The organism is Erythrobacter sp. NE805 (genome assembly GCF_046452355.1).
Classification (GTDB): Bacteria; Pseudomonadota; Alphaproteobacteria; order Sphingomonadales; family Sphingomonadaceae; genus Erythrobacter.
Genome location: NZ_JBKFDI010000001.1, coordinates 1106041 through 1129554, shown reverse-complemented (window position 1 = coordinate 1129554; position 23514 = coordinate 1106041). Strand labels below are relative to the sequence as shown.

Genomic DNA, 23514 nt, shown 5'->3' with positions numbered 1-23514 from the left:
CTGACCCGCGCGTGTTGCAGGACATCGACACGGCGCAGAACCTCGTCGCGCTGTTCCTGAAGCGCGCCGACGAGAAGGGGGATGCGCCGTTCCTTGGCCACAAGACCGGCGGGCAGTGGGTGACGCAGTCGTGGCGCTCCGCCGCCGAGCAGGTGTGCCTGCTGGCCGAGAGCCTGCGCCGCCTCGGGCTCGAGGACGGCGACCGGGTCGCGCTGGTTTCCGAGAACCGCCCCGAGTGGTGCATCGCCGATCTCGCGATCATGGCCGCCGGGTGCATCACCGTGCCCACCTACACCACCAACACCCGCCGCGATCACGCGCACATTCTCGACAATTCGGGCGCGCGCGCGGTGTTCGTCTCGAACGAGAAGCTGCTCGCCCCGCTGGTCGGCGCGATCGGCGAGACGGGTCTCGTCGAGCACGTCGTCGGAATCGACGCGCTCAAGCCCCGCCAGACCGGCAGCTTCCAGTATCACGGGTGGGAGAGCCTCATCACCGGCGACGCTGCGGCGGCGCGCGCGGCGGTGGACGAGCGGATTGCCAGGATCGAGCGCTCCGAGACCGCCTGCCTCATCTACACCAGCGGCACCGGCGGCGCCCCGCGCGGGGTGATGCAGCACCACGGCGCGATCCTCTGCAACGTCGCGGGCGCAGCCGAGGTGCTGGTCAACGATTTCGGCATCACCGACGAGCGGTTCCTCTCCTTCCTGCCGCTCTCCCACGCCTACGAGCACACCGGGGGGCAGTATCTTCCGATCGGCGTCGGCGCGGAGATCTTCTATTCCGAAGGCCTCGAGAAGCTTGCCAGCAACATCGAGGAGACCCGCCCCACGATCATGGTCGTGGTCCCGCGCCTGTTCGAGGTCCTGCGCACCCGAATCATGAAGCAGGTCGAGAAGCAGGGGAAGGTCGCGGGCTTCATGATGGATGCCGCGCTGAGGATCGCGGAGCACTCCAAGGAGGGCAAGAAGCGCCTGCGCGACCGGCCGCTCGACTACCTCGTCGAGCGCACGCTCCGGCCCAAGATCCGCGCCCGGTTCGGCGGGCGGATCAAGGCGATGGTCTCGGGCGGCGCACCGCTCAACCCCGAGGTCGGCAACTTCTTCGACGCGATGGGCCTCACCATGCTCCAGGGCTACGGCCAGACCGAGGCCGGGCCGGTGATCAGCTGCAACCGGCCCAAGGTGGGCCTCAAGATGGACACCGTCGGCCCGCCCTTGCGCGGGGTCGAGGTCAGGATCGCCGAGGACGGCGAGATCCTCGTGCGCGGCGAGCTCGTGATGCACGGCTACTGGCGCAACGAGGCCGAGACCGCGCGCACGCTGCGCGCCGATCCCGCGGACCCGGCGGGCCTGCCGTGGCTCCACACCGGCGACATCGGGCACCTCGACGCGCGCGGGCGGATCGTCATCACCGACCGCAAGAAGGACATGATCGTCAACGACAAGGGCGACAACATCGCTCCCCAGAAGGTCGAGGGGATGCTGACGCTCCAGCCCGAGATCGCGCAGGCGATGGTGAGCGGCGACAAGCGGCCCTATGTCGTCGGCCTGATCGTCCCCGACGCCGAGTGGGCGCTCGAGTGGGCGCGCGCCAACGGCGAGAAGTTCGACCTGAAGGCCTTGCAGGAGCTCCCCGCTTTCAAGAACGCGGTACGCGCGGCGGTCGACCGGACCAACACCGATCTCTCGGTGATCGAGAAGGTCCGCCAGTTCGCCTTCGCCGACGAGGCCTTCTCCATCGAGAACGAGGAAATGACCCCCTCGATGAAGATCCGCCGCCACAAGATCCGCGAGCGTTACCAGCAGCGGATCGACGGGCTCTACCGGGGGTGAGGCAGAAGCCTCATCCGGCTACGTCGTCACCCGGGATTTGATCCGGAGTTCGATGCCTTTTTCAGGGCGAGCGTCTTGATCTGGCCGAGTTGGTGGTGGAGCGATTTCTGCGCCGCCTCGATATCGGCGAGGACGTGGAGCATGGCGAGCCGCGTGTAGGTCTTCTGCGGGTGGCGTGTCTCAGTTTTGCCGTCGAAGGCGATGTGACGGACACTGATGCCGTCTGCCGTCGCCTTGACTTCGCCATGCGCCAGATGCGCGCGAAGCTCGTCGACGCGCTCCCACTCTTTCATCCGCCTTAACGCCGCCCTGCCATGGACGCCGAAGTCCTGTTGTTCGATACAGGCCCGCAGGGCTTTGAGCCGATTGCCGCCAAACGGGTTGAGTGCGTCCTTCCCCAAGGGCACTCCCGCTGAGGCCAAATGACGCAGGCAATCTGCCACTGAATGCTCGGCGCGTGAAAAAACTTCGATGCAGCATCCTCGCCACGCGCAGACCGCGACGGACCACTCGTCTAGCCTGAAAAAGCTGACCCTGTTGGGATCGAAGTGCGCCGTCATGGTGGTAACGCATAAGAGACAACCGCTTAAGCCTCCGTAACTTGGTGAATTTCCACCCGTTCGAAGTCACCGTTTGACGCCAGCTGCACTCGCGGAATACACTCCACGCAGAGGGGGCAAAGCCCTCGCCGGGGGGCACGGCAATGGCGACAGGAGACGACGGGCAGGCGGTGATCGGCGCATCGGCGATGCGCAAGGCGTTCTGGCGGATTATCCCGCTGATCCTCGTCGCCTACCTCTTCGCCTACATGGACCGGGTCAACGTCAGCTTCGCGGCGGCCGAGATGAACGCCGACCTCAGGTTCAGCGCCACGGTCTACGGGCTCGGCAGCGGGCTGTTCTTCCTCGGCTACGCGCTGTTCGAGATCCCCTCGAACCTCATGCTGGTGCGCTTCGGCGCGCGGCCGTGGATCGCGCGGATCATGGTCACCTGGGGGCTGCTGTCGGCGGGGATGATGTTCGTCGAGACCCCGATGCAGTTCTACGTGCTGCGCTTCCTCCTCGGGGTCGCCGAGGCCGGGTTCTTCCCCGGCGTGATCACCTACCTGTCGCTGTGGATCCCGCCCTGCCACCGCAGCCGCGCGGTCAGCCGCTTCTACATTGCCGGGCCGCTCGCCTCGATGGTGATGGGCGCGATGTCGGGGTGGCTGCTGTCGCTCGACGGGACTGCCGGGATGCACGGCTGGCAGTGGCTGTTCCTCGCGCAAGGCCTGCCGACGGTGTTCGTCGGGCTGGCGGTGCTCGCCCTCCTCCCTGACCGCCCCGAGGCCGTGGACTGGCTCGCGCCCGAAGAGAAGGCGTGGATCGCCGAGGAACTCGCCCGCGAGCAGCGTCTGATCGGCAAGCCCGCGAGCCACAACATCTTCGCCGTGCTCGCCAATCCGCGGGTGCTGGTGTTCGGCGTGATCGGCTTCACCTGCATCGGATCGGGGATCGCCTTCACCCTCTCGGCGCCGCTGGTGCTGGCCAAGGCGACCGGGCTCGACATGGCGATGATCGGCTACCTCACCGCCGTGGGCGGCGTGCTCGGGACAGCCGCGATGCTGGCGATCGGCAACCGCGCGGATCGTAGCAAGGACCGTTTTTTCTACGCCGCGCTGTGCGCCGTGATCGTCGCCGCGACGCTGTTCGCCATCATGCTCGTCCCCGCCCCCGGCCTCGTGATCGCCGCCTACCTCGTCGAGCTGACCTTCGTCTTCTCGGTCTCGATGCTGGTCGCCTCCGCCTGGACCGAGGCGCTGCCGCAGCGCGAGATCGCGGTGGGGGCGGCGGCGATCAACACCATCTCGCAGATCGGCGCTTTCGTGACGCCCTTCGCCTGGGGGCTGGCGACCGACGCGACCGGCAGCTACGCCGCCGGGCTCGCGCTGGTCGGGGCGATGATGGCGACGAGTGCGGTGCTGATCTGGGTGCTGCGCGGGCAGCTGCGCGCGCAGGCCGCCGCGCTCGCTGCGGCTCAATAGGGCGGCGCGGCCCGTTCGCGCTGGGCCCTGGCGGCGGCGGTCCACCACGCGAGGTCGTCGGCGAAGCGCGGGAACTGCTTCTCGAGCGCCTCCCCGCCGCTGCCGGCGGGCTCTCCCTCCCCGGTGAGCGCGTCCTTGATCGGCCCCACCGCGATGGTGCTCGAGACCACCACCATCCCCATCTCGCCGAGGATGTCGCGCCACGCCAGGGCCGCGCGCACCCCGCCGAGCCGCCCGGCGGAGTAGGAGACGATCCCCGCGGGCCGCCAGAACCACTCCTCGAGGAAGTGGTCGGTGAGGTTCTTGAGCCCCGGCTGCACGCTCCAGTTGTACTCGCCGACGACGAACAGGAAGGCGTCGGCCTTGCGAATCTTCCCGGCCAGCGTCTCGAGCGCCTCCGGAGCCTCACCGCTGGGATATTCCTTGTACATCCGGTCGAGCATCGGCAGGCCGAGCGCCTGTGCGTCGATCAGCTCGACCTCGGCACCGCGCCCGCGCAGCTTGCGCTCGCAGTATTCGGCGAGGCGGATGCCCTGCCGGTCGCTGCGGTAGGACCCGTAGAACACGAGGATGCGGTCGGCCATGGCGATCTCCTTCGACCGCCGCACTAGCAGGCCTCGCCCCGCCCGACTTGTCCGTTCTTGCCGAGCCGTGCCGCCCGCGCGGGACCCCGAGGATTTCGGGGTGGCCGCTCGGCGACCCGCCCCTTAGTTTCCCGCCTCATGACCACCGGCACCGACGCCCTGACCGAGAAGGAGCGCGAGAGCTCGGTGCCCTCGGGCGTGACGGCGATGACCTTCTCGGCGATCGCCTGCCGTCCGCTGGCCGAGCTGCGGGAGCCCTCCTCGTCGCCCTGAGTGCTCCTCTCGCAGGTCATCGCGAGCACATAGCCCTGCGCCGCAGCGGGGGCGGCGATCGCGGGGCAGAGGCGCACGGCGCTGAAACAGCAGGGCAAGGGCCGGGGGCAAAGCGGCCGGGAGCGTGACGTCGGACGGGTTCGGCTGCGCCGACCCGCCGGCCGGCGCTCGGGCCGCCTTACGGCGCCGGCGCGCAGCGGGGCTGCGCGCCTGCCCTCGCTCAATACATATGCTGCCCGCCGTTGATGCTCATGGTCGAGCCGGTCATGAAGCCGCCGTTCTCCGAAGTGAGGAAGGCCACCCCGCGGGCGATCTCCTCGGCCATGCCGAGCCTCCCCACCGGGATCTTGGCGACGATCTTCTCGAGCACCGCAGGCGGCACGGCGGCGACCATGTCGGTGTCGATATAGCCCGGCGCGATCGCGTTGACCGTCACCCCGAACTTCGCGCCCTCCTGCGCCAAGGCCTTGGTAAAGCCGTGAATTCCGCTCTTCGCCGCGGCGTAGTTGACCTGCCCGTACTGCCCCGCCTGGCCGTTGATCGAGCCGATGTTGACGATCCGCCCCCACCCCCTTTCGCGCATCCCGGGGAAGGTCGCCTTGGCCATGTTGAAGCACCCGCCGAGGTTGATGCGCAGCACCTCGTTCCAGTCCTCGTAGCTCATCTTGTGGAGCGTGCCGTCGCGGGTCACCCCGGCGTTGTTGACGACGATGTCGACCGGGCCGTGCGCCGCCTCGACCTCGGCCACCCCGGCGAGGGTCGCCTCGTGGTCGCCGACGTCCCAGCGGTAGGCGGGGATCCCGGTCTCGGCGGTGAAGGCGCGGGCCTTTTCCTCGTTGCCGGCGTAGTTGGCGATCACCGTGTGGCCCTGGCGCTGGAGCCGCTTGCAGATCGCCTCCCCGATCCCGCGCGTCCCCCCGGTGACGATGGCAACCCTCCCCATGGCAATTCTCCCCTCGTGTCAGCGACATGCTTTGCGGCCAACCTAACCGTGACGTAGGGGAAGGGGAAGCTGCGAATAGCTATGCCGCAAGGGGGGGTGTGCAGGGGGTGTTGAGGGGGTGTGAGGGGGGGCTGGGCGCAGCCTGGACAGGGGCGAGCGCGGGCCAAACCGCCCCTCGAACGACCCTGATTTTCCGGAAAAACAAGCCTACACAAGGGCTTGGGTGCAAATCAGAACTTGATTTGCGTCCCCACGTAGACCGCCTGGCTGTCCTTGACCGAATTGGTCAGCGGATCGATCCGCTCGCGCTCCTGCGAGTAGCGCACCCCGGCCATCACGTTGACGTCGCGCGAAAGGCGGAAGCTGCCGCCCACGCCGACCGTCTGCTGCCCGACCGAATCGAGCGTGTTCGGCGAGCGCCCGGCGATCTCGCGATCCTCGAGCTCGATGCGCGGCTGGAGGCGCGAGGGTTTCTCGACGCTCTTGGGCGCCGAGGTCTTGAACTGCGCGAGGTCCGGCGCCGAGAGGCTGCGCACGCTGCCCGACAGGTCGACCTTGCGCGCGAAGCTCTGGTAGCCGCGCGCCGCGCCGAGCTGGAACTTGCTGACATCGAGCGCGGCGAGGCCGACGCCGCGGCCCGGCATGGTCTCGGGCAGCTTGCGCACCGAGACGATCTGGGCCGCGTCCTGATCGACGCGGATCGCGACGGTGACCGTGCGCTTGCCGGTGACCGGCGGCGCGCTCGCGGGGGTGAAGTGGATGCCGCGCGCCCGCGCCTTGTCGGCGACCCGCGCGGCGAGCGCAGGATCGACCGAGGCCGGGGTGAACCTGCCGAAGCCGAGCGCGTCGATCGAGGAGGCCGCGCGCGCGGGCAGGGCGTCGCCGGCGAGCGCGAGGCCTGCGCTCGGCACGGCCAGCGCGAGCGCGCCGCACAGGACGACAAGCGACAGCGGACGCTGCCCCTTCGCCAACCTGTTGCGCTTCGCCGTCATGACCGATCCCTGTCGACTTCTTCCCATACCGGGCATCTGCCCAAGCATATCAAGGATGAACCGCGCATGAGTCGCAGCTTATCCCCATGCAACCAATAGGCAGGCCTTGCGCAGTTGCAATGGCCTCGCCGCCGGGCGGGCGGATTCGCCGCCGACCTGTGGCACCTTGCACACAGAATCCCTTGGAATACTTCAATTCAGGTTGCGTAAAGACCGCAGGTCCTCTCGGTGGCGGGGCCGCGGCCATTCGGCGCGCGGCGCGGTTGACGCTTGCCGCAGGGGGGCTTGCCACTATAGAGCGGGCCCGTAACACGTAACGAGGATGATCCGGCTGTGACACGCGCCAACTCCGCCACTTTCCGCCGCACCGTGACCCTTGCGCTGCTGGGCGCGTCGCTGGGCGGGCTTTCGGCCTGCGGCGGGCGCGAGCGGCCGACCACCGATCTCCAGGCGGCGCAGATCAACACCATCGGCGTCAACTCCTACCTGTGGCGCGCCGCGCTCGAGACGGTGAGCTTCGCGCCGCTGCTCCAGACCGACAGCAACGGCGGGGTGATCGTCACCGACTGGTATGCCAATCCGGCGAATCCGACCGAGCGGGTGAAGCTCACCATCACGATCCTCGACCAGGACCTGCGCGCCGATGCGCTCAGGGTCGCGGCGAGCCGTCAGGTCAATCAGGCCGGCGCCTGGGTCGAGGCCCCGGTGCAGGCGGCCACCGTGCAGAAGCTCGAGGACATCATCCTCACCAAGGCCCGCGACCTGCGCCGCCAGGCGCTCGCCTCGTAATTCCGCCCTTCCACGGATAGGCTTTCATGACTGAAACCCGTTTCGATCCGTCCGTCGCTGACGGGCGCTGGCAGCGCGCATGGACCGAAGCCGGCACCTTCACGGCGGATTCGGACAGCGCGAAGCCCAAGAGCTACATCCTCGAGATGTTCCCCTACCCCTCGGGGCGCATCCACATGGGCCATGTGCGCAACTACACGATGGGCGATGTGCTGGCGCGCTACCAGAAGATGCGTGGGCATGAGGTGCTCCACCCGATGGGCTGGGACGCCTTCGGGATGCCGGCCGAGAACGCGGCGATGGAGAAGGGCGTCCACCCCGGCGGCTGGACGAGGGCGAACATCGCGCAGATGAAGGCGCAATTGCAGCGCATCGGCTTCGCACTCGACTGGACCCGCGAATTCGCCACCTGCGATCCCGAATATTACGGCCACGAACAGGCGCTGTTCCTCGACCTCTACGAGGCGGGGCTGGTCTATCGCAAGGAATCGACCGTCAACTGGGACCCGGTCGACATGACCGTGCTCGCCAACGAGCAGGTGATCGACGGCAAGGGCTGGCGCTCGGGCGCGGAGGTCGAGAAGCGCAAATTGAACCAGTGGTTCCTCAAAATCACCGACTTCGCGGACGATCTGCTGGAGGGGCTCGGCAGCCTCGAGGACTGGCCCGAGAAGGTCCGGCTGATGCAGGAAAACTGGATCGGCAAGAGCCAAGGGCTGGAATTCAGCTTCGACCTCTCCGACGGCGGCAAGCTGCCGGTCTACACCACGCGGCCCGACACGATCTTCGGCGCGAGTTTTTGTGCGATCGCCGCCGACCACCCGATCACCCAATCGCTGGCGGGTGACCCCGAGGTCGCGGCCTTCATCGAGCAGTGCAAGCGGGGCGGGACCAAGGCGGCCGAGGTCGAGACCGCGGAGAAGCTCGGCTACCGCACAGCGCTCACCGCGCGCCACCCCTTCACCGGCGCGGCGCTCCCGGTGTTCATCGCCAACTTCGTGCTGATGGAATACGGCACCGGCGCCGTCATGGGCGTCCCCGGCCACGACCAGCGCGACTTCGAATTCGCGACCAAGTACGACCTCCCGATCCTGCGCGTCGTCGCCAGCGATCCCGCGCAGGCCGACGCGCCCTTCAAGGGCGAGGCCGAGGCGGGGGACGGGGTGATCGTGAACTCCGACTTCCTCGATGGCATGAGCGTCGAGGCCGCCAAGGCCGCCGTGATTGCCCGCGCCGAGGGTGAAGGCTGGGGCGAGGGGCGCACCGTATGGCGCCTGCGCGACTGGGGCGTCAGCCGCCAGCGCTATTGGGGCACGCCGATCCCCTTCATCCACTGCGATGCCTGCGGCGTGGTGCCGGTGCCCAAGGACCAGCTCCCGGTGGTGCTGCCCGAGGACGTGACCTTCGACATCCCCGGCAACCCGCTCGAACGCCATCCGACCTGGAGGCACGTCGACTGCCCCCAGTGCGGCGCACCCGCGCGGCGCGAGACCGACACGCTCGACACCTTCGTCGACAGCTCGTGGTACTTCCTGCGCTTCGCCAGCCAGCCCGCCGACCGGCCCTTCGACCCGGAGGAGGTCGCCAAGTGGATGCCGGTGCAGCACTATATCGGCGGCATCGAGCACGCGATCCTGCACCTGCTCTATGCGCGGTTCTGGACCCGCGCGCTCGCCCACACCGGCAAGATCAGCGTGCAGGAGCCCTTCGCTGCGCTGTTCACGCAAGGGATGGTGACGCACGAGACCTACAGTCGGATCGATCCCGCGCGCGGCGTGCCGGTATTCTTCGGCCCCGAGGAGGTCGACCGCACCTCCGAGGGCGCAACGCTGCTGGCGGATGGCGCCCCGGTCGAGGTCGGCCGCGTCATCAAGATGTCGAAGTCGAAGAAAAACGTCGTCGATCCCGACGCGATCATCGCCCGCCACGGCGCGGACGCGGTGCGCTGGTTCATGCTGTCCGACTCGCCGCCCGAGCGCGACCTGCCGTGGTCCGACGCCGGGATCGAGGGCTGCGCGCGCTTCGTGCAGCGCTTGTGGCGGCTGTTCTCCGCCTACGACGGGTCGGCGACGGGCGAGGACAAGGCGCTCGACCGCAAGACCCACCAGACCATCGCCGCGGTTGCCGCGGACATCGAGGCGCTGGGCTTCAACAAGGCCGTCGCGCGCATCTACGAGCTGACCGGCGCGGTCGAGAAGGCCGCGCCCTCGGCAAGCCGGAGCTCTGCCATCCGGGCCTTGGTCCATCTGGCAGCTCCCATGATGCCGCACTTGGCCGAAGAGGCCTGGGCAGCGATGGGCAAAGACACTCTCATCGCCGACGCCCCCTGGCCCGAGGTCGATCCCGCGCTGCTGGTCGACGACGAGGTCACCATCGCGATCCAGCACATGGGCAAGCTGCGCGACACGCTCACCGCGCCCAAGGGGGCCTCGAAGGAGGCGCTCGAGGCGCTCGCCCTGTCGTCCGCCAACCTCCAGCGGTCGTTGGGTGGTGCGGCGATCCGCAAGGTCATTGTCGTGCCGGACCGATTGGTGAATATCGTCACCTGATGCGGAACCTTCTCGCCCTCGCGGCCTCGCTGGCCCTTGCCTCGTGCGGTCTCCAGCCGATGTATGCCGGCGGGTCGCAGGCCGCGGTCGCGCAGGGGCTCGCCGCGGTCGAGGTCCCGGCAATCCAGGGCCGCGGGGGCTGGCTGGTCAAGAACGCGCTCGAGGCGCGGCTCGGAGTCGCGGGGGATGCCGCCCCGCGCTACCGGCTCGACGTGCGGCTCGACGATTCGCTCGAAGCCCTGGGCGTCCTCAACGACGACACCATCAGCCGCGAGCGCCGCATCCTGCGCGCGCGCTACCAGCTCATCGACATCGCCACCGGCGCGGTGCTGCTCGACGCGACCGCGGGCTCGGACGCGGGGATCGACGTCGTCTCCAGCGAATACGCGACCATTGCCGCCGAGCAGAAGGCGCTCGAGAACCTCGCGCTCGACGTCGCCGACCGCATGGCGACGCAGGTCGCGCTGACGCTCCGGGCACAAGCCTCCGCGCAGCCGTGAAGGCCAAGCACAGCGACTTCCTCCGCGGCTTTCCGGCAGGTGCGCTGGCCGCGCGGATCTTCTTCTTCTGCGGACCCGACGAGGCCGGTGCGAGCGCCGCCGCCGCCCGCCTCGCCGCCGCGCTCCCCGACGCGGGTGAGCGCGTCGAGCTGGCGGGCGCCGACCTCAGGCGCGATCCGGCCCTGCTCGGCGACGAGGCGCGCTCCTCCTCGCTGTTCGGCGACAAGCGCCACATCTGGGTCCGCGCCAGCGGCGACGAGGCGCACGACGCGCTGCAATTCCTGATCGAGACCGCCGAGGCCGGCGCGGGCGAGGCGGCGCCGGTGTTCGTCGTCGCGACCAGCGCCACCGACAAGTCGCGCACTGCCAAGCTGCTCGAAAAGCGCAAGGACGCGCTCGTCGCGATGTTCCACCAGCCCGAGCTGCGCGACGTCGCCCAGGCGGTGCGGGCGATGGCCGATGCGGCGGGCCTGAGGCTCGGCGGCGACCTTGCCGAGCGGATCGCGCGCGCCGCCGGGCTCGACGTGCGCCTCGCCCAGTCCGAGATCGACAAGCTCGCGCTCTACGTCGGCGCCGACCCGCAGGCGCCGCGCCCCGCGACCGCCGAGGACCACGCCGCGATCGGCGCCGCGACCGAGGAGGACGGCTTCGCCCCGCTCGTCAACGCGGTGCTCGGCGGCGAGCTCGGCAAGCTCGCGGGCGAGATCCGGCGGATGCGCGAGCTCGGGCTCAACCCGGTCGGCGTGGCGCTGGCGCTCGAGCGGCGCGCGGCGCAGCTCGCCCAGATCGCCGCCTTCCTCGGCCCGCGCGGCTCGATCGAGCAGATCGACAAGGGCGCGGAGATGCGGCTCGGGATCTTCTTCAAGGAAAAGCGCGACATCATCCACCAGTACAAGCGCTGGACCCTTCCCGCCGCGCGGGGCGCGCGCGAGTCGCGACTCGACCGGCTCGTCCCGCGGCTGACCGCGCTGCACCGCAACCTGCTTGCCAACAGCCAGTCCGCCGAGCTGCTGCTCGCCCGCGAATGCGCCGAAATCGGACGATTCGCCGCGAAACGGGGCTGATCCACGACGGGACGTTCTCGCAGTCGCACAAAAAGCTCCTTTTCTGTGGCACACAAGGTGCTACAGCAAAGGTGGGGTTGCACCTTTGGGGGAAGGTGGCACATGAATCGCGCAACGTATGACATGCTCGATGCCGTGCGGCACGAGTCGGTTGAAGGCCGGCTCGCGCCCTCGCTCGAACGTCGTCGGCTGCGCGCCTACGCGCTGCTGATGCTGACCGACGGCGCGCTGTTCATCCTGAGCTTCGCGCTCGCCGGCGAGCTGTGGCTGGGCGAGTGGGGCGAGGCGCGCGCCATGCTCGCCGCGCAGGCGATGCTGCCGGTCTATTTCACGATCGCGCTCTACAACGGCACCTACAGCTCGAGCGCGCTCGGCGACTGGCTGTTCGCGATCCGCAAGTCGCTGACGGCGCTGACGATCTCGGCGGCGCTCGGGAACTTCATCGCCTTCTACGCCAAGTCCAACGACGAGTTCTCGCGCGTCACCGTGACGCTCGGGCTGCTGTTCGCCGCGGTCGCGCTGGTGTCGCTGCGCCGGGTGGTGGCGATGGTGATCGCCGCGCGCTGGGGCGGCCGGGTGGCGAACCGGCTGGTGATCGAAGACGGCGGCTCGGGCTTTCCCTTCGACGGCGCAAACCGCATCGCCGCGGCCGATTTCGGCCTCAACCCCTCGAGCCACGATCCCTTCATGCTCGACCGACTCGGCAAGCTCCTGCGCAACCAGGACCAGGTCGTGGTGAGCTGCCCGCGCGAGCGGCGCGGCGACTGGGCCTTCCTGCTCAAGTCTGCCGGGGTCTATGGCGAGATCGTCAGCGAGCCCGCGCACGAGCTCGGCGCGGTCGGGGTGCACCGCTACGACGCGCTCGACCGCACCACGCTGGTGGTCTCGACCGGCCCGCTGGGCTTCCGCGCGCGCGTCCTCAAGCGGCTCTTCGATCTCGTCGTCGCCGGGAGCGCGCTGACCCTGCTCTCGCCGCTGCTGATCGTGGTCGCGGTGCTGATCAAGCTCGAAGACCGCGGCCCGGTGCTGTTCGTCCAGCGCCGGCTCGGGCGCGGCAACCAGTTCTTCGACATGTTCAAGTTCCGCTCGATGCGCGAGGAGAAGCTCGACCACGACGGCAACCGCTCGGCCTCGCGCGACGATGACCGCATCACCCGCATCGGGGCCTTCATCCGCCGCACCTCGATCGACGAGCTGCCGCAGCTGCTCAACGTCATCAAGGGCGACATGTCGATCGTCGGCCCGCGCCCGCACGCGCTCGGCTCGCGCGCGAACAACAAGTATTTCTGGGACATCGACCGCAAGTACTGGCAGCGCCATTGCCTCAAGCCCGGCCTCACCGGGCTTGCGCAGGTGCGCGGCCACCGCGGTGCGACCGAGGTCGAGAAGGACCTCACCGACCGCCTCCAGTCCGATCTCGAATACATCGCCAACTGGTCGTTGCGCCGCGACATCATGATCGTGCTGCGCACCGCCCGGGTGCTGACCCACGAGAACGCCTATTAGGTCGGCGCCGCGGCCGCGGCCGCCGCCGCCGCCACTCAGTTGGTCTTGCTCTCTCCCTGCGGGACGGTGAAGCTGCCGGTCACCCGGCCGCGGCCCGCGGGCGCTCCCGGGGCGGCCGGACTTCCGCCCGCCGCGGCGCCGTCGACCGTCGAGACCCCGCTTTCGAGGTCGATCACCAGCCGCCCGCCGCTCAGCGTGTCGGTGCCGCGACGCAGGCGCACGTCGCCCGCCATGGTGATGATCCGGCGGTTGAAGTCGTAGATCGCGTTGTTGCCGCTCGCCCGCTCGTCGCCGCGGGTGACGACGACGCCGCCGGTCGCGGTGATGCGCTGGATCTCGAGCTGGCCCGCATCGGTGAAGTTGACGAGCATCCGGTCGGACTGGACCCGGAGGCCGTCCTGCACCACCACCACCCCGCCGCTCGCGATGCCCTGATTGGCCTTGTCGTCGAACACGAACTTGCCCGCGTCGTAGGTCACCGGCGCGCGCGAATCGTGCTTGGCGATGCCTTGCGCGGCGAGGTTCATGCCCCCCGCGAGCGCGGCGGTGAGCGCGAAGCCGCCGATCCCCCAGACGAGGGCGAGGCGGACGAAAGGCGTGCGGGTCTGGGTCATCGCGGCATCCTCAGCTGGCCGGGGATCATCGTGAAGCGGGCATTGCCCTCGAGCGTGATGGTGCGCGCGGCGAGGTCGGCGCGCAAGCTGTCGGCGGAGAAGGTGCCCGCGGGGACCTCGCCCGAGACGCCGCGGTCGCCCGCCATCGTCTTGGACTTGAGGTCGACCGACACCCCGCTCGCGGTCATCGCGTAGCCGTCCGAGGCGGTGAGCCGCACCGGGCCTTCGACCGCCATCGTCTCGGCGCGGATGTCGTAGGTCCCGCCCTCGGCGCTGAGCCGGGCCGGGCCGTCGGCGAGGAGGATCTGCGCCACGAGGTCGCGCATCCGCACCAGCCCCTCGAGCCCCGAGCGCTGCACCGCCTCGCCCGCCAGCAGCGAGAAGGGGCGGCCCTGGTTGTCGCGGCCGCGGTACATCGCCTTGTCGACCGACAGGCGCTCGTCGATTTGCGCGACCTTGTTGCGGTCGAGCAGGAAGCTGACCTCGCTGCGCTGGCTGAACGGGGTGATGATCATCAGCGCCGCGACCACCCCCACCGCCATCGGCAAGCCGCGGGCGAGGAAGCGCACCAGCCGGTCGTGCGAGCCGCCCGGCGCGGCGAAGCGCTGCCGCCGGCTGCGCAGGAGCCGCGCCTCGTTCGTCTCGATGCTCTGCTCGGGGGCGATCATGCTGCGCTCTTTGCCGCCTGCGACCTTACATGTGGCTGAAGATGTCGTGCTCGGCCCAGCCGGCGATGTCGAGCAGCGCGCGGGTGGGGAGGAAGGCGAAGCACGCCTGCGCGATGGCGGTGCGCCCCTCGCGTTCCAGCCGGAGGGTCAGCTCGTCGCGCAGGCGGTGGAGATAGCGCACGTCGCTCGCGGCGTAGTCGCGCTGCGCCTCGGAGAGCACCGGCCCGCCCCAGTCGGAGGACTGCTGCTGCTTGGAGATCGACTCTCCCAGCAGCTCCTCGACGAGGTTCTTGAGCCCGTGCCGGTCGGTGTAGGTGCGCACCAGCTTGGAGGCGATCTTGGTGCAGAACACCGGCCCCGCCATCACGCCCAGATAGTGATGGATCGCGGCGAGATCGAAGCGCGCGAAGTGGTAGATCTTCTCGCGCGAGGGATCGCCGAGCACCGCCGTGAGGTTCGGCGCGTCGTAGGCGCTGCCGGGGGCGAAGCGCACGAGGTGCTCGTCGCCGCTGCCGTCGGAAAGCTGCACCACGCACAGCCGGTCGCGGTGGGTGACGAGGCCCATCGTCTCGGTATCGACCGCGATCGCACTCGATCCGGTGAGCACGCCGGCGGGGAGGTCTTCTTCGTGAAAATGCACAGCCATGGCGCACGCCCTACGCGCATTGGGGAAAGAGGGGAAGGGGGCGGTGGCCCGATCCGCGCCGGCGCGTATAGGCTTCGCGATCATGGGAACCGAGACCATCCCCGAAAGCTGGCGCGCGGTGCTTGAGCCGGTGCTCGCGAGCCGCGAGGCGCGCAGGCTCGGCGGGTGGCTGACGGCCGAGGAGGCGGCGGGCAAGCGGGTCTATCCGCCGCGCGGGACGCGGCTCGCGGCGCTGGCGCTGACGCCGCTCGAGGCGGTGCGCTGCGTGATCCTCGGGCAGGACCCCTACCACGGCGAGGGGCAGGCGCACGGCCTCGCCTTCTCGGTGCAGGCCGGGGTGAAGCCGCCGCCGAGCCTCGTCAACATCTACAAGGAGCTGGAGAGCGACCTCGGCCTGCCCCGCCCCGCGAGCGGCGACCTCTCGCCCTGGGCGCGGCAGGGCGTGCTGCTGCTCAACAACACGCTGACCGTCGAGGCGGGGCTGGCGGGGAGCCATGCCGGGCGCGGCTGGGACGCGGTGACCGACGCCTGCGTCGCGGCGGTCGCGGCGCGCGAGGCGCCGACGGTGTTCATCCTGTGGGGCAGCCACGCGCGCAAGAAGGCGAGCCGCGTTCCGGCGCTCGGGCGGGCCTCCCACCATCTGATAGTGGCCTCGGCCCACCCGAGCCCGCTATCGGCGCACAACGGCTTCTTCGGCTCGCGGCCCTTCAGCCGGGCCAATGAATTCCTCGAGGCCAACGGGCGCGGCACCATCGACTGGAGATTGTGATGGACGACGTGATCCTGCTCGACGTGGTGGACGGCATCGCCACCGTCACCCTCAACCGCCCGCAGGCGATGAACGCCCTGAACCGGGCGCTGAGGAAGCGGCTCGCCGAGGTGATGCGCGCGGTGGACGCGGACGAGAGCGCGCGCGCGGTGATCCTCACCGGCGCGGGGGAGCGGGCCTTCACCGCGGGGCTCGACCTCAAGGAGCTGGGCAGCGAGGAAGGCGCGCTCGGCAGCGCCAATGCCACCGACCCGGCCGACAACCCGGTCAAGGCGATCGAGCTGTGCAGGAAGCCGGTGATCGGCGCGATCAACGGCGTCGCGATCACCGGCGGCTTCGAGGTCGCGCTCGCCTGCGACGTGCTGGTGGCGAGCACCAGCGCGCGCTTCGCCGACACCCATGCGCGGGTCGGGATCGTGCCCGGCTGGGGCCTGTCGCAGAAGCTCTCGCGGATGATCGGCATTGCCCGCGCCAAGGAACTCGCCTTCACCGGCAACTTCCTCGACGCAGCGACGGCCCATGCCTGGGGGCTGGTCAATCACGTCGTCGCGCCGGAGGAACTGCTCCCCCTCGCCCGCAAGCTGGCGGGCGACATGGCGAGTATCGATCCCGCCTTCCTCGCGGGCTACAAGCGCCTCATCGACGACGGCTACGCCCAAAGCTTCGGCGAGGGGCTGGCGCTCGAGGCACAGCGGTCAAGCGCCGCCAACAGCGCGGTTGCTCCCGAGGAGGTCGAGGCCCGCCGCGCTGCGGTGCAGGAGCGCGGGCGGGGGCAGGCCTAGGCGCCAAACCCCGCAAGCCCCGCCCGCGGCCGCGATCCTGTTGTGATCGCGAAAAACTCCGCCGGCCGCGTGCATCCGATATCTGCAAGTTCTCGTATCTTCGAAGCGAGGGAGGGGGCTGCATTGCTGTCGACCCGGGCGGTGCCACCCCGCTCCGTCGCCCCAGCGAGGCTGGGACATGCAACGCAATGCCGGAGATCCTCATGAAAGCACTCTCGCTCGCCGCCCTGTCGGCTGTCCTCGTCGCCGTGCCGGCCGCAGCCCAGGCCCAGTCCGAGGACGCATTCGACGGCTTCTACGCCGGCGCCTCGGTCGGATACGACTTCCAGGCCGGCGACAGCGGCGAAAGCATCAGCTTCGACCGCGGCTCGGACGGCACCTTCGGCGAGACGGTGACCACCGCCGCCGGGGCCAACGCCTTCTCGCCGGGCTTCTGCGGCGGCGCGGCGACTTCGCCGCAGAACAGCAATTGCCGCAGCGATTCCGACGGCGTGACCTTCGCCGGACGGTTCGGCTATGACAGCCAGATGGGCACCTTCGTGCTCGGCGCGGTGGCCGAGGTCGGCACCGCGGACCTCAGGGACTCGGTGGCGGCGTTCAGCACCACCCCGGCGTTCTACACCATGACCCGCGAGATCGACTACACCGCCGCACTGCGCCTGCGCGCAGGGTTCACCCCCGCCGAGAAGACCCTGATCTACGCGACGGGCGGCGTTGCCTATGCCAAGCTCGACCAGTCCTTCGAGACCAGCAACACGGCCAACGCCTTCACTGTGCTCGAGGACGACGAGACCTGGGGTTATCAGCTCGGCGCGGGGATCGAGCAGAAGCTCGGCACCAATTTCTCGCTCGGCGTCGAGTATCTCTACACCGGCTACGGCGCGGACGACACGCTGATCCGCGTCGGCCAGGGCACCGCGGGCGCGACCAACCCCTTCGTCCTGGCGAACGGCGTCGACTTCCGCCGCGCGGGCGACAATTTCGACATCCAGACCGTGAAGGCGGTGGTCACTTTCCGCTTCTGACCACCACCGGCGCGGGGGCGGCCAGCGGTCGCCCCCGTTGCCGTCACCCCGCGTGGGCGGCGATCCACTGCTCGACCACTGGCGCGACCTTGGTGCGCCAGCGCGAGCCGTTGAAGATGCCGTAGTGCCCGGCGCCCTCGGCCATGTAGTAGCGCTTCTTGTCGTCGGCGAGGTTCGGGGTCAGCTTAAGCGCCGCTTTCGTCTGCCCCAGCCCCGAGATATCGTCGCGCTCGCCCTCGATGGCGAGCAGCGCGGTGTCGGTGATCTGCGTGATGTCGACGAGCTCGCCCTTGTGGCGGAACTCGCCCTTGGGGATCGAGTGCTTCTGGAACACCTCCTCGACCGTCTGGAGGTAGAACTCGGCGGTCATGTCGCACACCGAGCGGTATTCGTCGTAGAAATCCTTGGTCGCCTGCGCGCTTTCCTCGTCGCCGACGGTGAGGTGCTTGAACATCTCGTAATGGCTCATCATGTGGCTCGAGAGGTTCATGCTCATGAACGCCGAGAGCTGCATGAAGCCCGGATAGACCCGCCGCCCCGCGCCCGGGTACTTCATCGGCACCGTCGCGATCACCGACTGGCGGAACCACGCGATCGGGCGCTGCATCGCCATGTTGTTGACCACCGTCGGGCACTCGCGGGTGTCGATCGGGCCGCCCATCATGGTGAGCGTCGCGGGGGTCGCGGGCGACTTGTGGAGGTTGAGGAGGGCGGTCGCGGCGAAGGCCGGGACCGAGGGCTGGCACACCGCCATCATGTGGATGCGCTGGCCGTTTGCCTCGGAATGGACGTGCTCGGCGAAGTCCATGAGATAGTCGATGTAATCGTCGAGATCGAACTTGCCCGCACTCGCCGGGACCATCTTGGCATCGGCCCAGTCGGTGATGAACACCTCGCACGCCTCGAGCATCCGCTCGACCGTGCCGCGCAGGAGCGTCGCGTAGTGGCCGCTCATCGGCGCGACGATCAGGAGGCGCGGGCGGTCCGCCGGGGCGCCCTCGACCCGGAAGCGCAGGAGGTCGCCGAAGGGGCGTTTCATCACGGTCGATTGCGTCACCGCGTGCGGCTTGCCGTCGATCTGCACCTCGCTGATGCCGAACGCCGGCTTGCCGTAATGCGCCGTCGCATGGGCGAAGACGTCGAGCGCGCTGGCGGCGAGCGGTCCCATGCCGAAGGCGGACAGCGGATTGGCGGGGTTCGACAGCATCCCGGCGCTGATCGAGGCGAGCGCGCTGGCGCTGTTCATCCAGCTGCGCTGGAGCTCATAGGCATGATAAAGCATCGGTTTCCTCTGGGCGACGAACTCTCCGGCGCCTTATCCCCTGGCGCCTTGCCCCGACAGATGCGCCTTCGCAGCGCATTGTGCAACGCACAATTGTATACCGACCGACCCGCCGTGCTTCCACGTCGCCGCTTTTTGCACGTGAATTTGCCTGCCGGGCGGTTTAGAGCGCTGCGATCATGCACGGCGACACCCCCCCGCACGACCCTTCCGGCACCCCCGAGGACGACACGCCGCCCGCGAGCCCCGAGGCGCTGCCCGCCGCCGACGCCCCCGCCGCCGAGCCCGCGCCCAGGGCGCGCAGCCTCGCCCCCTTGCGGATGGTGTTCGGCACCGCGATCCAGTACCCGCGCGAGATCGCGCTGGCGCTGATCGCCCTCGTCATCACCTCGGCGGCGACGCTGGCAATCCCCTACCGCTTCAAGGTCATCATCGACGAGGCCTTCTCCGGCCGCGCCAACCCCGCGCAGATCGGCCACGCCTTCGAATACCTGCTGATGATCGTGCTGATCCTCGGCATCGGCACGGCGCTGCGCTTCTACTTCGTGAGCTGGCTCGGCGAGCGGGTGGTCGCCGACATCCGTCTGAAGGTGCAGGAGAACCTGCTGCGCCTCTCGCCCGGCTTCTACGAGGTGAACAGCCCCAAGGAGATCTCGAGCCGGATGACCTCCGACACCGCGGTGATCGAGAACGTGGTCGGCACGACCGTCTCGGTCGCGCTCAGGAACACGCTGACCGGCATCGGCGGGGTCGGGTTCCTCGTCTTCCTCGCCCCGCAGCTGACCCTCGGCCTGCTCGTCGGCATCCCGCTGGTGATCCTCCCGATCGTCTATTTCGGGCGCAAGATCCGCACCGTCTCGCGCACCTCGCAGGACCGCATCGCCGACGTCGGCGCCTATGTCACCGAGGTGCTCTCGGCGATGAAGATCGTGCAGAGCTTCGGGCAGGAGCGGCGCGAGGGCGAGCGCTTCGCGGGCGTGGTGGAGAGCACCTTCGCCACCGCCAAGCGCCGCATCCTGCTGCGCGCGGCGATGACGACGCTCGTCATCCTGCTGGTGTTCGGCGGCATCGTCCTCGTCATGTGGCGCGGCGCGCTGGCGGTCGCGGCGGGCGAGATCAGCGGCGGCACCATCGCCGCCTTCGTGCTCACCGGCGGTCTCGTGGCCGGGGCGCTCGGCGCGCTCACCGAGGTCTATGGCGACCTCCTGCGCGGCGCGGGCGCGGCGAGCCGGCTTGCCGAACTGCTCCAGGCGAAGCCCGACATCGCCCCGCCGGCGCGGCCCGAGCGCCTGCCCGTTCCGGCGCGCGGCAGCCTCTCCTTCCGCAACGTCTCCTTCCGCTACCCAGCGCGCCCCGAGACCGCGGCGCTCAAGGACTTTACCCTCGAGATCGAGCCGGGCGAGACCGTCGCCATCGTCGGCCCCTCGGGCGCGGGCAAGTCGACGATCTTCCAGCTGGTCGAGCGCTTCTACGACCCGCAGGTCGGGACCATCCGCCTCGACGGCGTGCCGCTCACCAGCGCCGACCCGGCCGAGATCCGCGCGCGCATCGCGCTCGTGCCGCAGGACGGGGTGCTGTTCAGCGCCAACGCCCGCGACAACCTGCGTTACGGCCGGTGGGACGCCACCGACGCCGACATCTGGCAGGCCGCCCGCGCCGCCAATGCCGAGAGCTTCCTGCGCGCGCTGCCCAACGGGCTCGACACCTATCTGGGCGAGGGCGGCACCCAGCTCTCGGGCGGGCAGCAGCAGCGCGTCGCGATCGCCCGCGCGCTGCTGCGCGACGCGCCGATCCTGCTCCTCGACGAGGCGACCAGCGCATTGGATGCCGAGAGCGAGCAGCTCGTCCAGCAGGCCTTGGACGGGCTGATGAAGGACCGCACCACGCTGGTCATCGCCCACCGCCTCGCCACCGTCCGCGCCGCCGACCGCATCGTGGTGCTCGACGAGGGCCGGATCGTCGAACAGGGCACCCACGAGGCGCTGAGCAAGGCGGGCGGGCTTTATGCGCGGCTGGCAAGGCTGCAATTCGCGGCGGACGCGGCCTGATTGCAGGGTTCGCTGGCGCGAACCGCAGACCACCCGCCCCGCCTCCCCACCCGGCCACCATAGTCTGATGGTATCATTGGTGGCCGGGTGGGGAGGCGGGGTGGGTGGTCTGCGCCACCGAAGGTGGCCGCCAAACGACCGCTTCCCAATCGACGAACCGCGCTGGTGCTCGACGAAGCGCAACCCTTCGCCTTGTGTGACGTTAGTGTGACGCGCCGCCGCCATTCTGGCGCCATTCTCAGGGACTCGCGAATCACATGATCCACAAGACCGCTGCCCTCTTCGGGGCGAGCCTGTTCGCGCTGGCGAGCCCCGCCTTCGCCGACGACGGCCACGGCCACGAGGAGGGCACCGACACCCTCGCGCAAGGCTCGCCCGCCTCGGTCACCGCCGCGCCGCTGCCGACGATCAGCTTCGGCAAGTGGGGCTTCGACCCCGGCTATCTCGCCACCGACGTGAAGCCCGGCGACGACTTCAACGCCTATGCCAACAAGCGCTGGATCGACGCCAACCCGTTGCCGGCCGAGTTCAGTCGGATCGGCGCCTTCGTGCTGCTCGGCGAGAAGAGCACCGCCGACGTCAAGGCGCTGATGGACGAGCTCGCCGCGAAGGACCCCGCGAGCCTCTCGGGCGACGAGCGCCGCATCCTCGACACCTACCGCAGCTTCCTCGACACCGAAGCGATCGAGCGGGCGGGCCTCGCCCCGGCGCGGCCCTATCTCGACCGTATCTTTGCCGCGACCACGCTCGACCAGCTGGCGATGCTGTGGGCCGAGCCGGGCTTCGCCAGCCCGGTGAGCGCGGGCGTCACCATCGACGCCAAGCAGCCCGACCGCCAGATCGCCAGCGTCGGCTTCGGCGGGCTCGGCCTGCCCGACCGCGACTACTACCTCGACACCACCGAGAAGGGCCGCGCGATCCAGGCCAGGTACAAGGCCTATCTCGCCTTCCTGCTCGGCGAGGCGGGCTATGCCGACCCCGCCGCGGCGGCCGAGGCGGTCTACGCCTTCGAGGACGGCATCGCCCGCGGCATCGCCTGGGACCGCGCGGTGCGGCGCAACCGCGACCTCACCTACAACCTGCTGACCGCCGAGGAGTTGAACGCGATCGCCGGCAAGGTGCCGGTCGCCGCGATGATGTGGAAGATCGGGATCGCCAAGAGCCCCGGCTTCCTCGTCAGCCTGATGCCCCTGAGCGACGCGGCGGTCGCGAAGAACAGGCTCGACCCGGCGACCCGCGCCAAGACCGGGAGCGGCCTGCCGGGGATGTTCGCGCTGCTCGGCGAGACGGCGCCCGCGACCTTGCAGGCGTGGATGGTCAAGGAGTTCCTCTCGTCGAACGCCGCGGTCCTCCCCAGGCGCTTCGACGACGCGCGCTTCGCCTTCTACGGCAAGACCCTGACCGGCACCCCCGAACAGCGCCCGCGCTGGAAGCGCGCGATCGGCGAGACCGAGAGCCTGATCGGCGAGCTGGTCGGCAAGGAATATGTCGCGCGCTACTTCCCGCCCGAGAACAAGGCGGCGATGGACGAACTGGTCGCGAACCTGCGCAGGTCGCTGGGGCAATCGATCGACGAGATCAGGTGGATGAGCCCCGCCACCAAGGCCGAGGCCCATGCCAAGCTCGCGAGCTTCGACCCGAAGATCGGCTACCGCCCCAATCTCGAGACCTACGAGGGCCTCGCGATCAGCCCCGGCAACCCGCTCGCCAACCGCATGGCCGCCGCCGCCTGGGCGCAGGCCGACAATGTCGCCAAGCTCGGCGCGCCGGTCGACCGCACCGAGTGGGGGATGCTGCCGCAGACGGTCAACGCCTACTACAACCCGGTAAAGAACGAGATCGTCTTCCCCGCCGGCATCCTCCAGCAGCCGTTCTTCGCGCTCTCCAACGACATCGCGGTGAACTACGGCGCAATCGGGGGCGTGATCGGGCACGAGATCGGCCACGGCTTCGACGACCAGGGCTCGAAGTCCGACGCGAGCGGCGCCCTGCGCAACTGGTGGACCGACGCCGACCGCGCCGCCTTCGACAAGCTCGGCGACCGGCTGGTGGCGCAGTACAACGCCTTCTGCCCGCTCGATGAGGGCAAGACCTGCGTCAACGGGCGCCTGACGCTCGGCGAGAACATCGGCGACGTCGGCGGGCTCAGCATGGCCTGGCGCGCCTACAAGCTCGCCACGAAGGGCAAGGAGGTCCCGGTGATCGACGGCCTCACCGGCGACCAGCGCTTCTTCCTCGCCTGGGCGCAGGTGTGGCGCTCGACCCAGCGCGAGGAGAACTACAGGAACCGCCTGCGCACCGACAGCCACAGCCCCGAGGAATACCGGGTCAATGGCGTCGTCCGGAACCTCGACGAATGGTACGAGGCCTTTGGCGTGAAGCCGGGCGACAAGCTCTACCTCCCGCCCGAGGAGCGCGTGCGCATCTGGTGAGACCTTCCTGTTTGCGTGCCCGCCTCCGCGGGCACGTCCTCGGCGCAGCTTCAAGCCCTGCGGGCTTGAGCGCCTGCGGCTCGCGCGCGTGCGCTCGCGGCCCGTCCCAAGGCGGGCCGAGCGGCGTGCGCCTCGGAGGCCCGCTCCCGATGTGGGGCGGGCCTTTTCGGTTTGACACTCCCCCCGCGCT

General features: G+C 69.5%; 21 protein-coding genes. 13 read left to right on the top strand and 8 right to left on the bottom strand.

All coding sequences use genetic code 11. The features are described from left to right. The first annotated feature begins 11 nt into the window (after window positions 1-11). Window positions 12-1835: an AMP-dependent synthetase/ligase gene (locus tag ACLBKU_RS05200; RefSeq protein WP_410178996.1), complete on the top strand. Its 1824-nt coding sequence runs from the start codon at window positions 12-14 to the stop codon at window positions 1833-1835. 26 nt (window positions 1836-1861) lie between these two features. Here the strand turns inward: ACLBKU_RS05200 and ACLBKU_RS05195 are convergent, their stop codons facing one another. Next, the gene (locus ACLBKU_RS05195) at window positions 1862-2395 is read right to left on the bottom strand and encodes a hypothetical protein (RefSeq protein ID WP_410178471.1); all 534 of its coding nucleotides are present in this window, start codon (window positions 2393-2395) and stop codon (window positions 1862-1864) included. A 143-nt stretch (window positions 2396-2538) separates the two neighbouring features. Between ACLBKU_RS05195 and ACLBKU_RS05190 the strand changes: the two genes are divergently transcribed. Beyond that, window positions 2539-3858, top strand: a complete 1320-nt coding sequence (locus ACLBKU_RS05190; protein WP_410178470.1) for an MFS transporter — start codon at window positions 2539-2541, stop codon at window positions 3856-3858. On the opposite strand, the gene ACLBKU_RS05185 is transcribed toward ACLBKU_RS05190, so the two are convergent. Next, window positions 3852-4442, bottom strand: a complete 591-nt coding sequence (locus ACLBKU_RS05185) for an NADPH-dependent FMN reductase (RefSeq protein WP_410178469.1) — start codon at window positions 4440-4442, stop codon at window positions 3852-3854. The genes ACLBKU_RS05190 and ACLBKU_RS05185 overlap by 7 nt on opposite strands. Before the next feature lie 138 nt (window positions 4443-4580). Between ACLBKU_RS05185 and ACLBKU_RS05180 the strand changes: the two genes are divergently transcribed. Next, window positions 4581-4715, top strand: a complete 135-nt coding sequence (locus tag ACLBKU_RS05180; protein WP_410178468.1) for a hypothetical protein — start codon at window positions 4581-4583, stop codon at window positions 4713-4715. Window positions 4716-4935: 220 nt separating this feature from the next. On the opposite strand, the gene phbB is transcribed toward ACLBKU_RS05180, so the two are convergent. Both phbB and ACLBKU_RS05170 read right to left on the bottom strand, forming a co-directional pair. Next, window positions 4936-5658 carry an acetoacetyl-CoA reductase gene (gene phbB / locus ACLBKU_RS05175; protein ID WP_410178467.1) on the bottom strand — a complete coding sequence of 241 codons (723 nt, stop codon included), beginning with the start codon at window positions 5656-5658 and terminating at the stop codon, window positions 4936-4938. Between the two features lie 230 nt (window positions 5659-5888). Then, window positions 5889-6650, bottom strand: coding sequence for a hypothetical protein (locus ACLBKU_RS05170; RefSeq protein ID WP_410178466.1), 762 nt, complete (start codon window positions 6648-6650; stop codon window positions 5889-5891). Window positions 6651-6983: 333 nt separating this feature from the next. Between ACLBKU_RS05170 and ACLBKU_RS05165 the strand changes: the two genes are divergently transcribed. The 5 genes from ACLBKU_RS05165 to ACLBKU_RS05145 all read left to right on the top strand — a co-directional run bounded on the left by ACLBKU_RS05165 (window position 6984) and on the right by ACLBKU_RS05145 (window position 13058). Then, window positions 6984-7439, top strand: a complete 456-nt coding sequence (locus tag ACLBKU_RS05165; RefSeq protein WP_410178465.1) for a DUF3576 domain-containing protein — start codon at window positions 6984-6986, stop codon at window positions 7437-7439. A gap of 26 nt (window positions 7440-7465) precedes the next feature. Next, the gene (gene leuS, locus ACLBKU_RS05160; protein ID WP_410178464.1) at window positions 7466-9988 is read left to right on the top strand and encodes a leucine--tRNA ligase; all 2523 of its coding nucleotides are present in this window, start codon (window positions 7466-7468) and stop codon (window positions 9986-9988) included. Beyond that, a complete protein-coding gene (gene lptE / locus ACLBKU_RS05155; RefSeq protein ID WP_410178463.1) occupies window positions 9988-10488 on the top strand; it encodes an LPS assembly lipoprotein LptE in 501 nt (166 codons plus the stop codon). Before leuS ends, lptE begins: the two co-directional genes overlap by 1 nt. Next, on the top strand, window positions 10485-11552 hold the full coding sequence (holA, locus tag ACLBKU_RS05150; RefSeq protein WP_410178462.1) for a DNA polymerase III subunit delta: 1068 nt from the start codon (window positions 10485-10487) through the stop codon (window positions 11550-11552). Before lptE ends, holA begins: the two co-directional genes overlap by 4 nt. 102 nt (window positions 11553-11654) lie before the next feature. Further along, window positions 11655-13058, top strand: a complete 1404-nt coding sequence (locus ACLBKU_RS05145) for a sugar transferase (RefSeq protein WP_410178461.1) — start codon at window positions 11655-11657, stop codon at window positions 13056-13058. A gap of 35 nt (window positions 13059-13093) precedes the next feature. Here ACLBKU_RS05145 and ACLBKU_RS05140 read toward each other — a convergent pair whose 3' ends face one another. From ACLBKU_RS05140 to ACLBKU_RS05130, 3 genes are read right to left on the bottom strand one after another with little or no spacing between them, the layout of a single operon-like run. Beyond that, window positions 13094-13672, bottom strand: coding sequence for an LptA/OstA family protein (locus ACLBKU_RS05140; RefSeq protein ID WP_410178460.1), 579 nt, complete (start codon window positions 13670-13672; stop codon window positions 13094-13096). Then, on the bottom strand, window positions 13669-14340 hold the full coding sequence (gene lptC / locus ACLBKU_RS05135) for an LPS export ABC transporter periplasmic protein LptC (RefSeq protein WP_410178459.1): 672 nt from the start codon (window positions 14338-14340) through the stop codon (window positions 13669-13671). Before lptC ends, ACLBKU_RS05140 begins: the two co-directional genes overlap by 4 nt. Window positions 14341-14365: 25 nt before the next feature. Continuing rightward, window positions 14366-14986 (bottom strand): ribonuclease D, encoded by a 621-nt coding sequence (locus ACLBKU_RS05130; RefSeq protein WP_410178458.1) that lies wholly within the window; start codon window positions 14984-14986, stop codon window positions 14366-14368. Window positions 14987-15068: 82 nt separating this feature from the next. Between ACLBKU_RS05130 and ung the strand changes: the two genes are divergently transcribed. The 3 genes from ung to ACLBKU_RS05115 all read left to right on the top strand — a co-directional run bounded on the left by ung (window position 15069) and on the right by ACLBKU_RS05115 (window position 17562). Next, complete coding sequence (ung, locus tag ACLBKU_RS05125; RefSeq protein ID WP_410178457.1) at window positions 15069-15755, top strand: uracil-DNA glycosylase; 687 nt, start codon at window positions 15069-15071, stop codon at window positions 15753-15755. Continuing rightward, window positions 15755-16537 (top strand): enoyl-CoA hydratase, encoded by a 783-nt coding sequence (locus ACLBKU_RS05120; protein WP_410178456.1) that lies wholly within the window; start codon window positions 15755-15757, stop codon window positions 16535-16537. The genes ung and ACLBKU_RS05120 overlap by 1 nt, the downstream gene beginning before the upstream one ends. A 203-nt stretch (window positions 16538-16740) precedes the next feature. Continuing rightward, entirely contained in the window at window positions 16741-17562 is an 822-nt protein-coding gene (locus tag ACLBKU_RS05115; RefSeq protein ID WP_410178455.1) for an outer membrane protein, read from the top strand. 43 nt (window positions 17563-17605) lie between these two features. On the opposite strand, the gene ACLBKU_RS05110 is transcribed toward ACLBKU_RS05115, so the two are convergent. Next, window positions 17606-18844, bottom strand: a complete 1239-nt coding sequence (locus ACLBKU_RS05110) for a polyhydroxyalkanoate depolymerase (RefSeq protein WP_410178454.1) — start codon at window positions 18842-18844, stop codon at window positions 17606-17608. Between the two features lie 179 nt (window positions 18845-19023). Here ACLBKU_RS05110 and ACLBKU_RS05105 point away from each other — a divergent pair, with 179 nt between their 5' ends. Both ACLBKU_RS05105 and ACLBKU_RS05100 read left to right on the top strand, forming a co-directional pair. Beyond that, on the top strand, window positions 19024-20892 hold the full coding sequence (locus ACLBKU_RS05105; RefSeq protein ID WP_410178453.1) for an ABC transporter transmembrane domain-containing protein: 1869 nt from the start codon (window positions 19024-19026) through the stop codon (window positions 20890-20892). A gap of 257 nt (window positions 20893-21149) precedes the next feature. Beyond that, on the top strand, window positions 21150-23324 hold the full coding sequence (locus ACLBKU_RS05100) for a M13 family metallopeptidase (RefSeq protein WP_410178452.1): 2175 nt from the start codon (window positions 21150-21152) through the stop codon (window positions 23322-23324). Window positions 23325-23514: the final 190 nt, after the last annotated feature.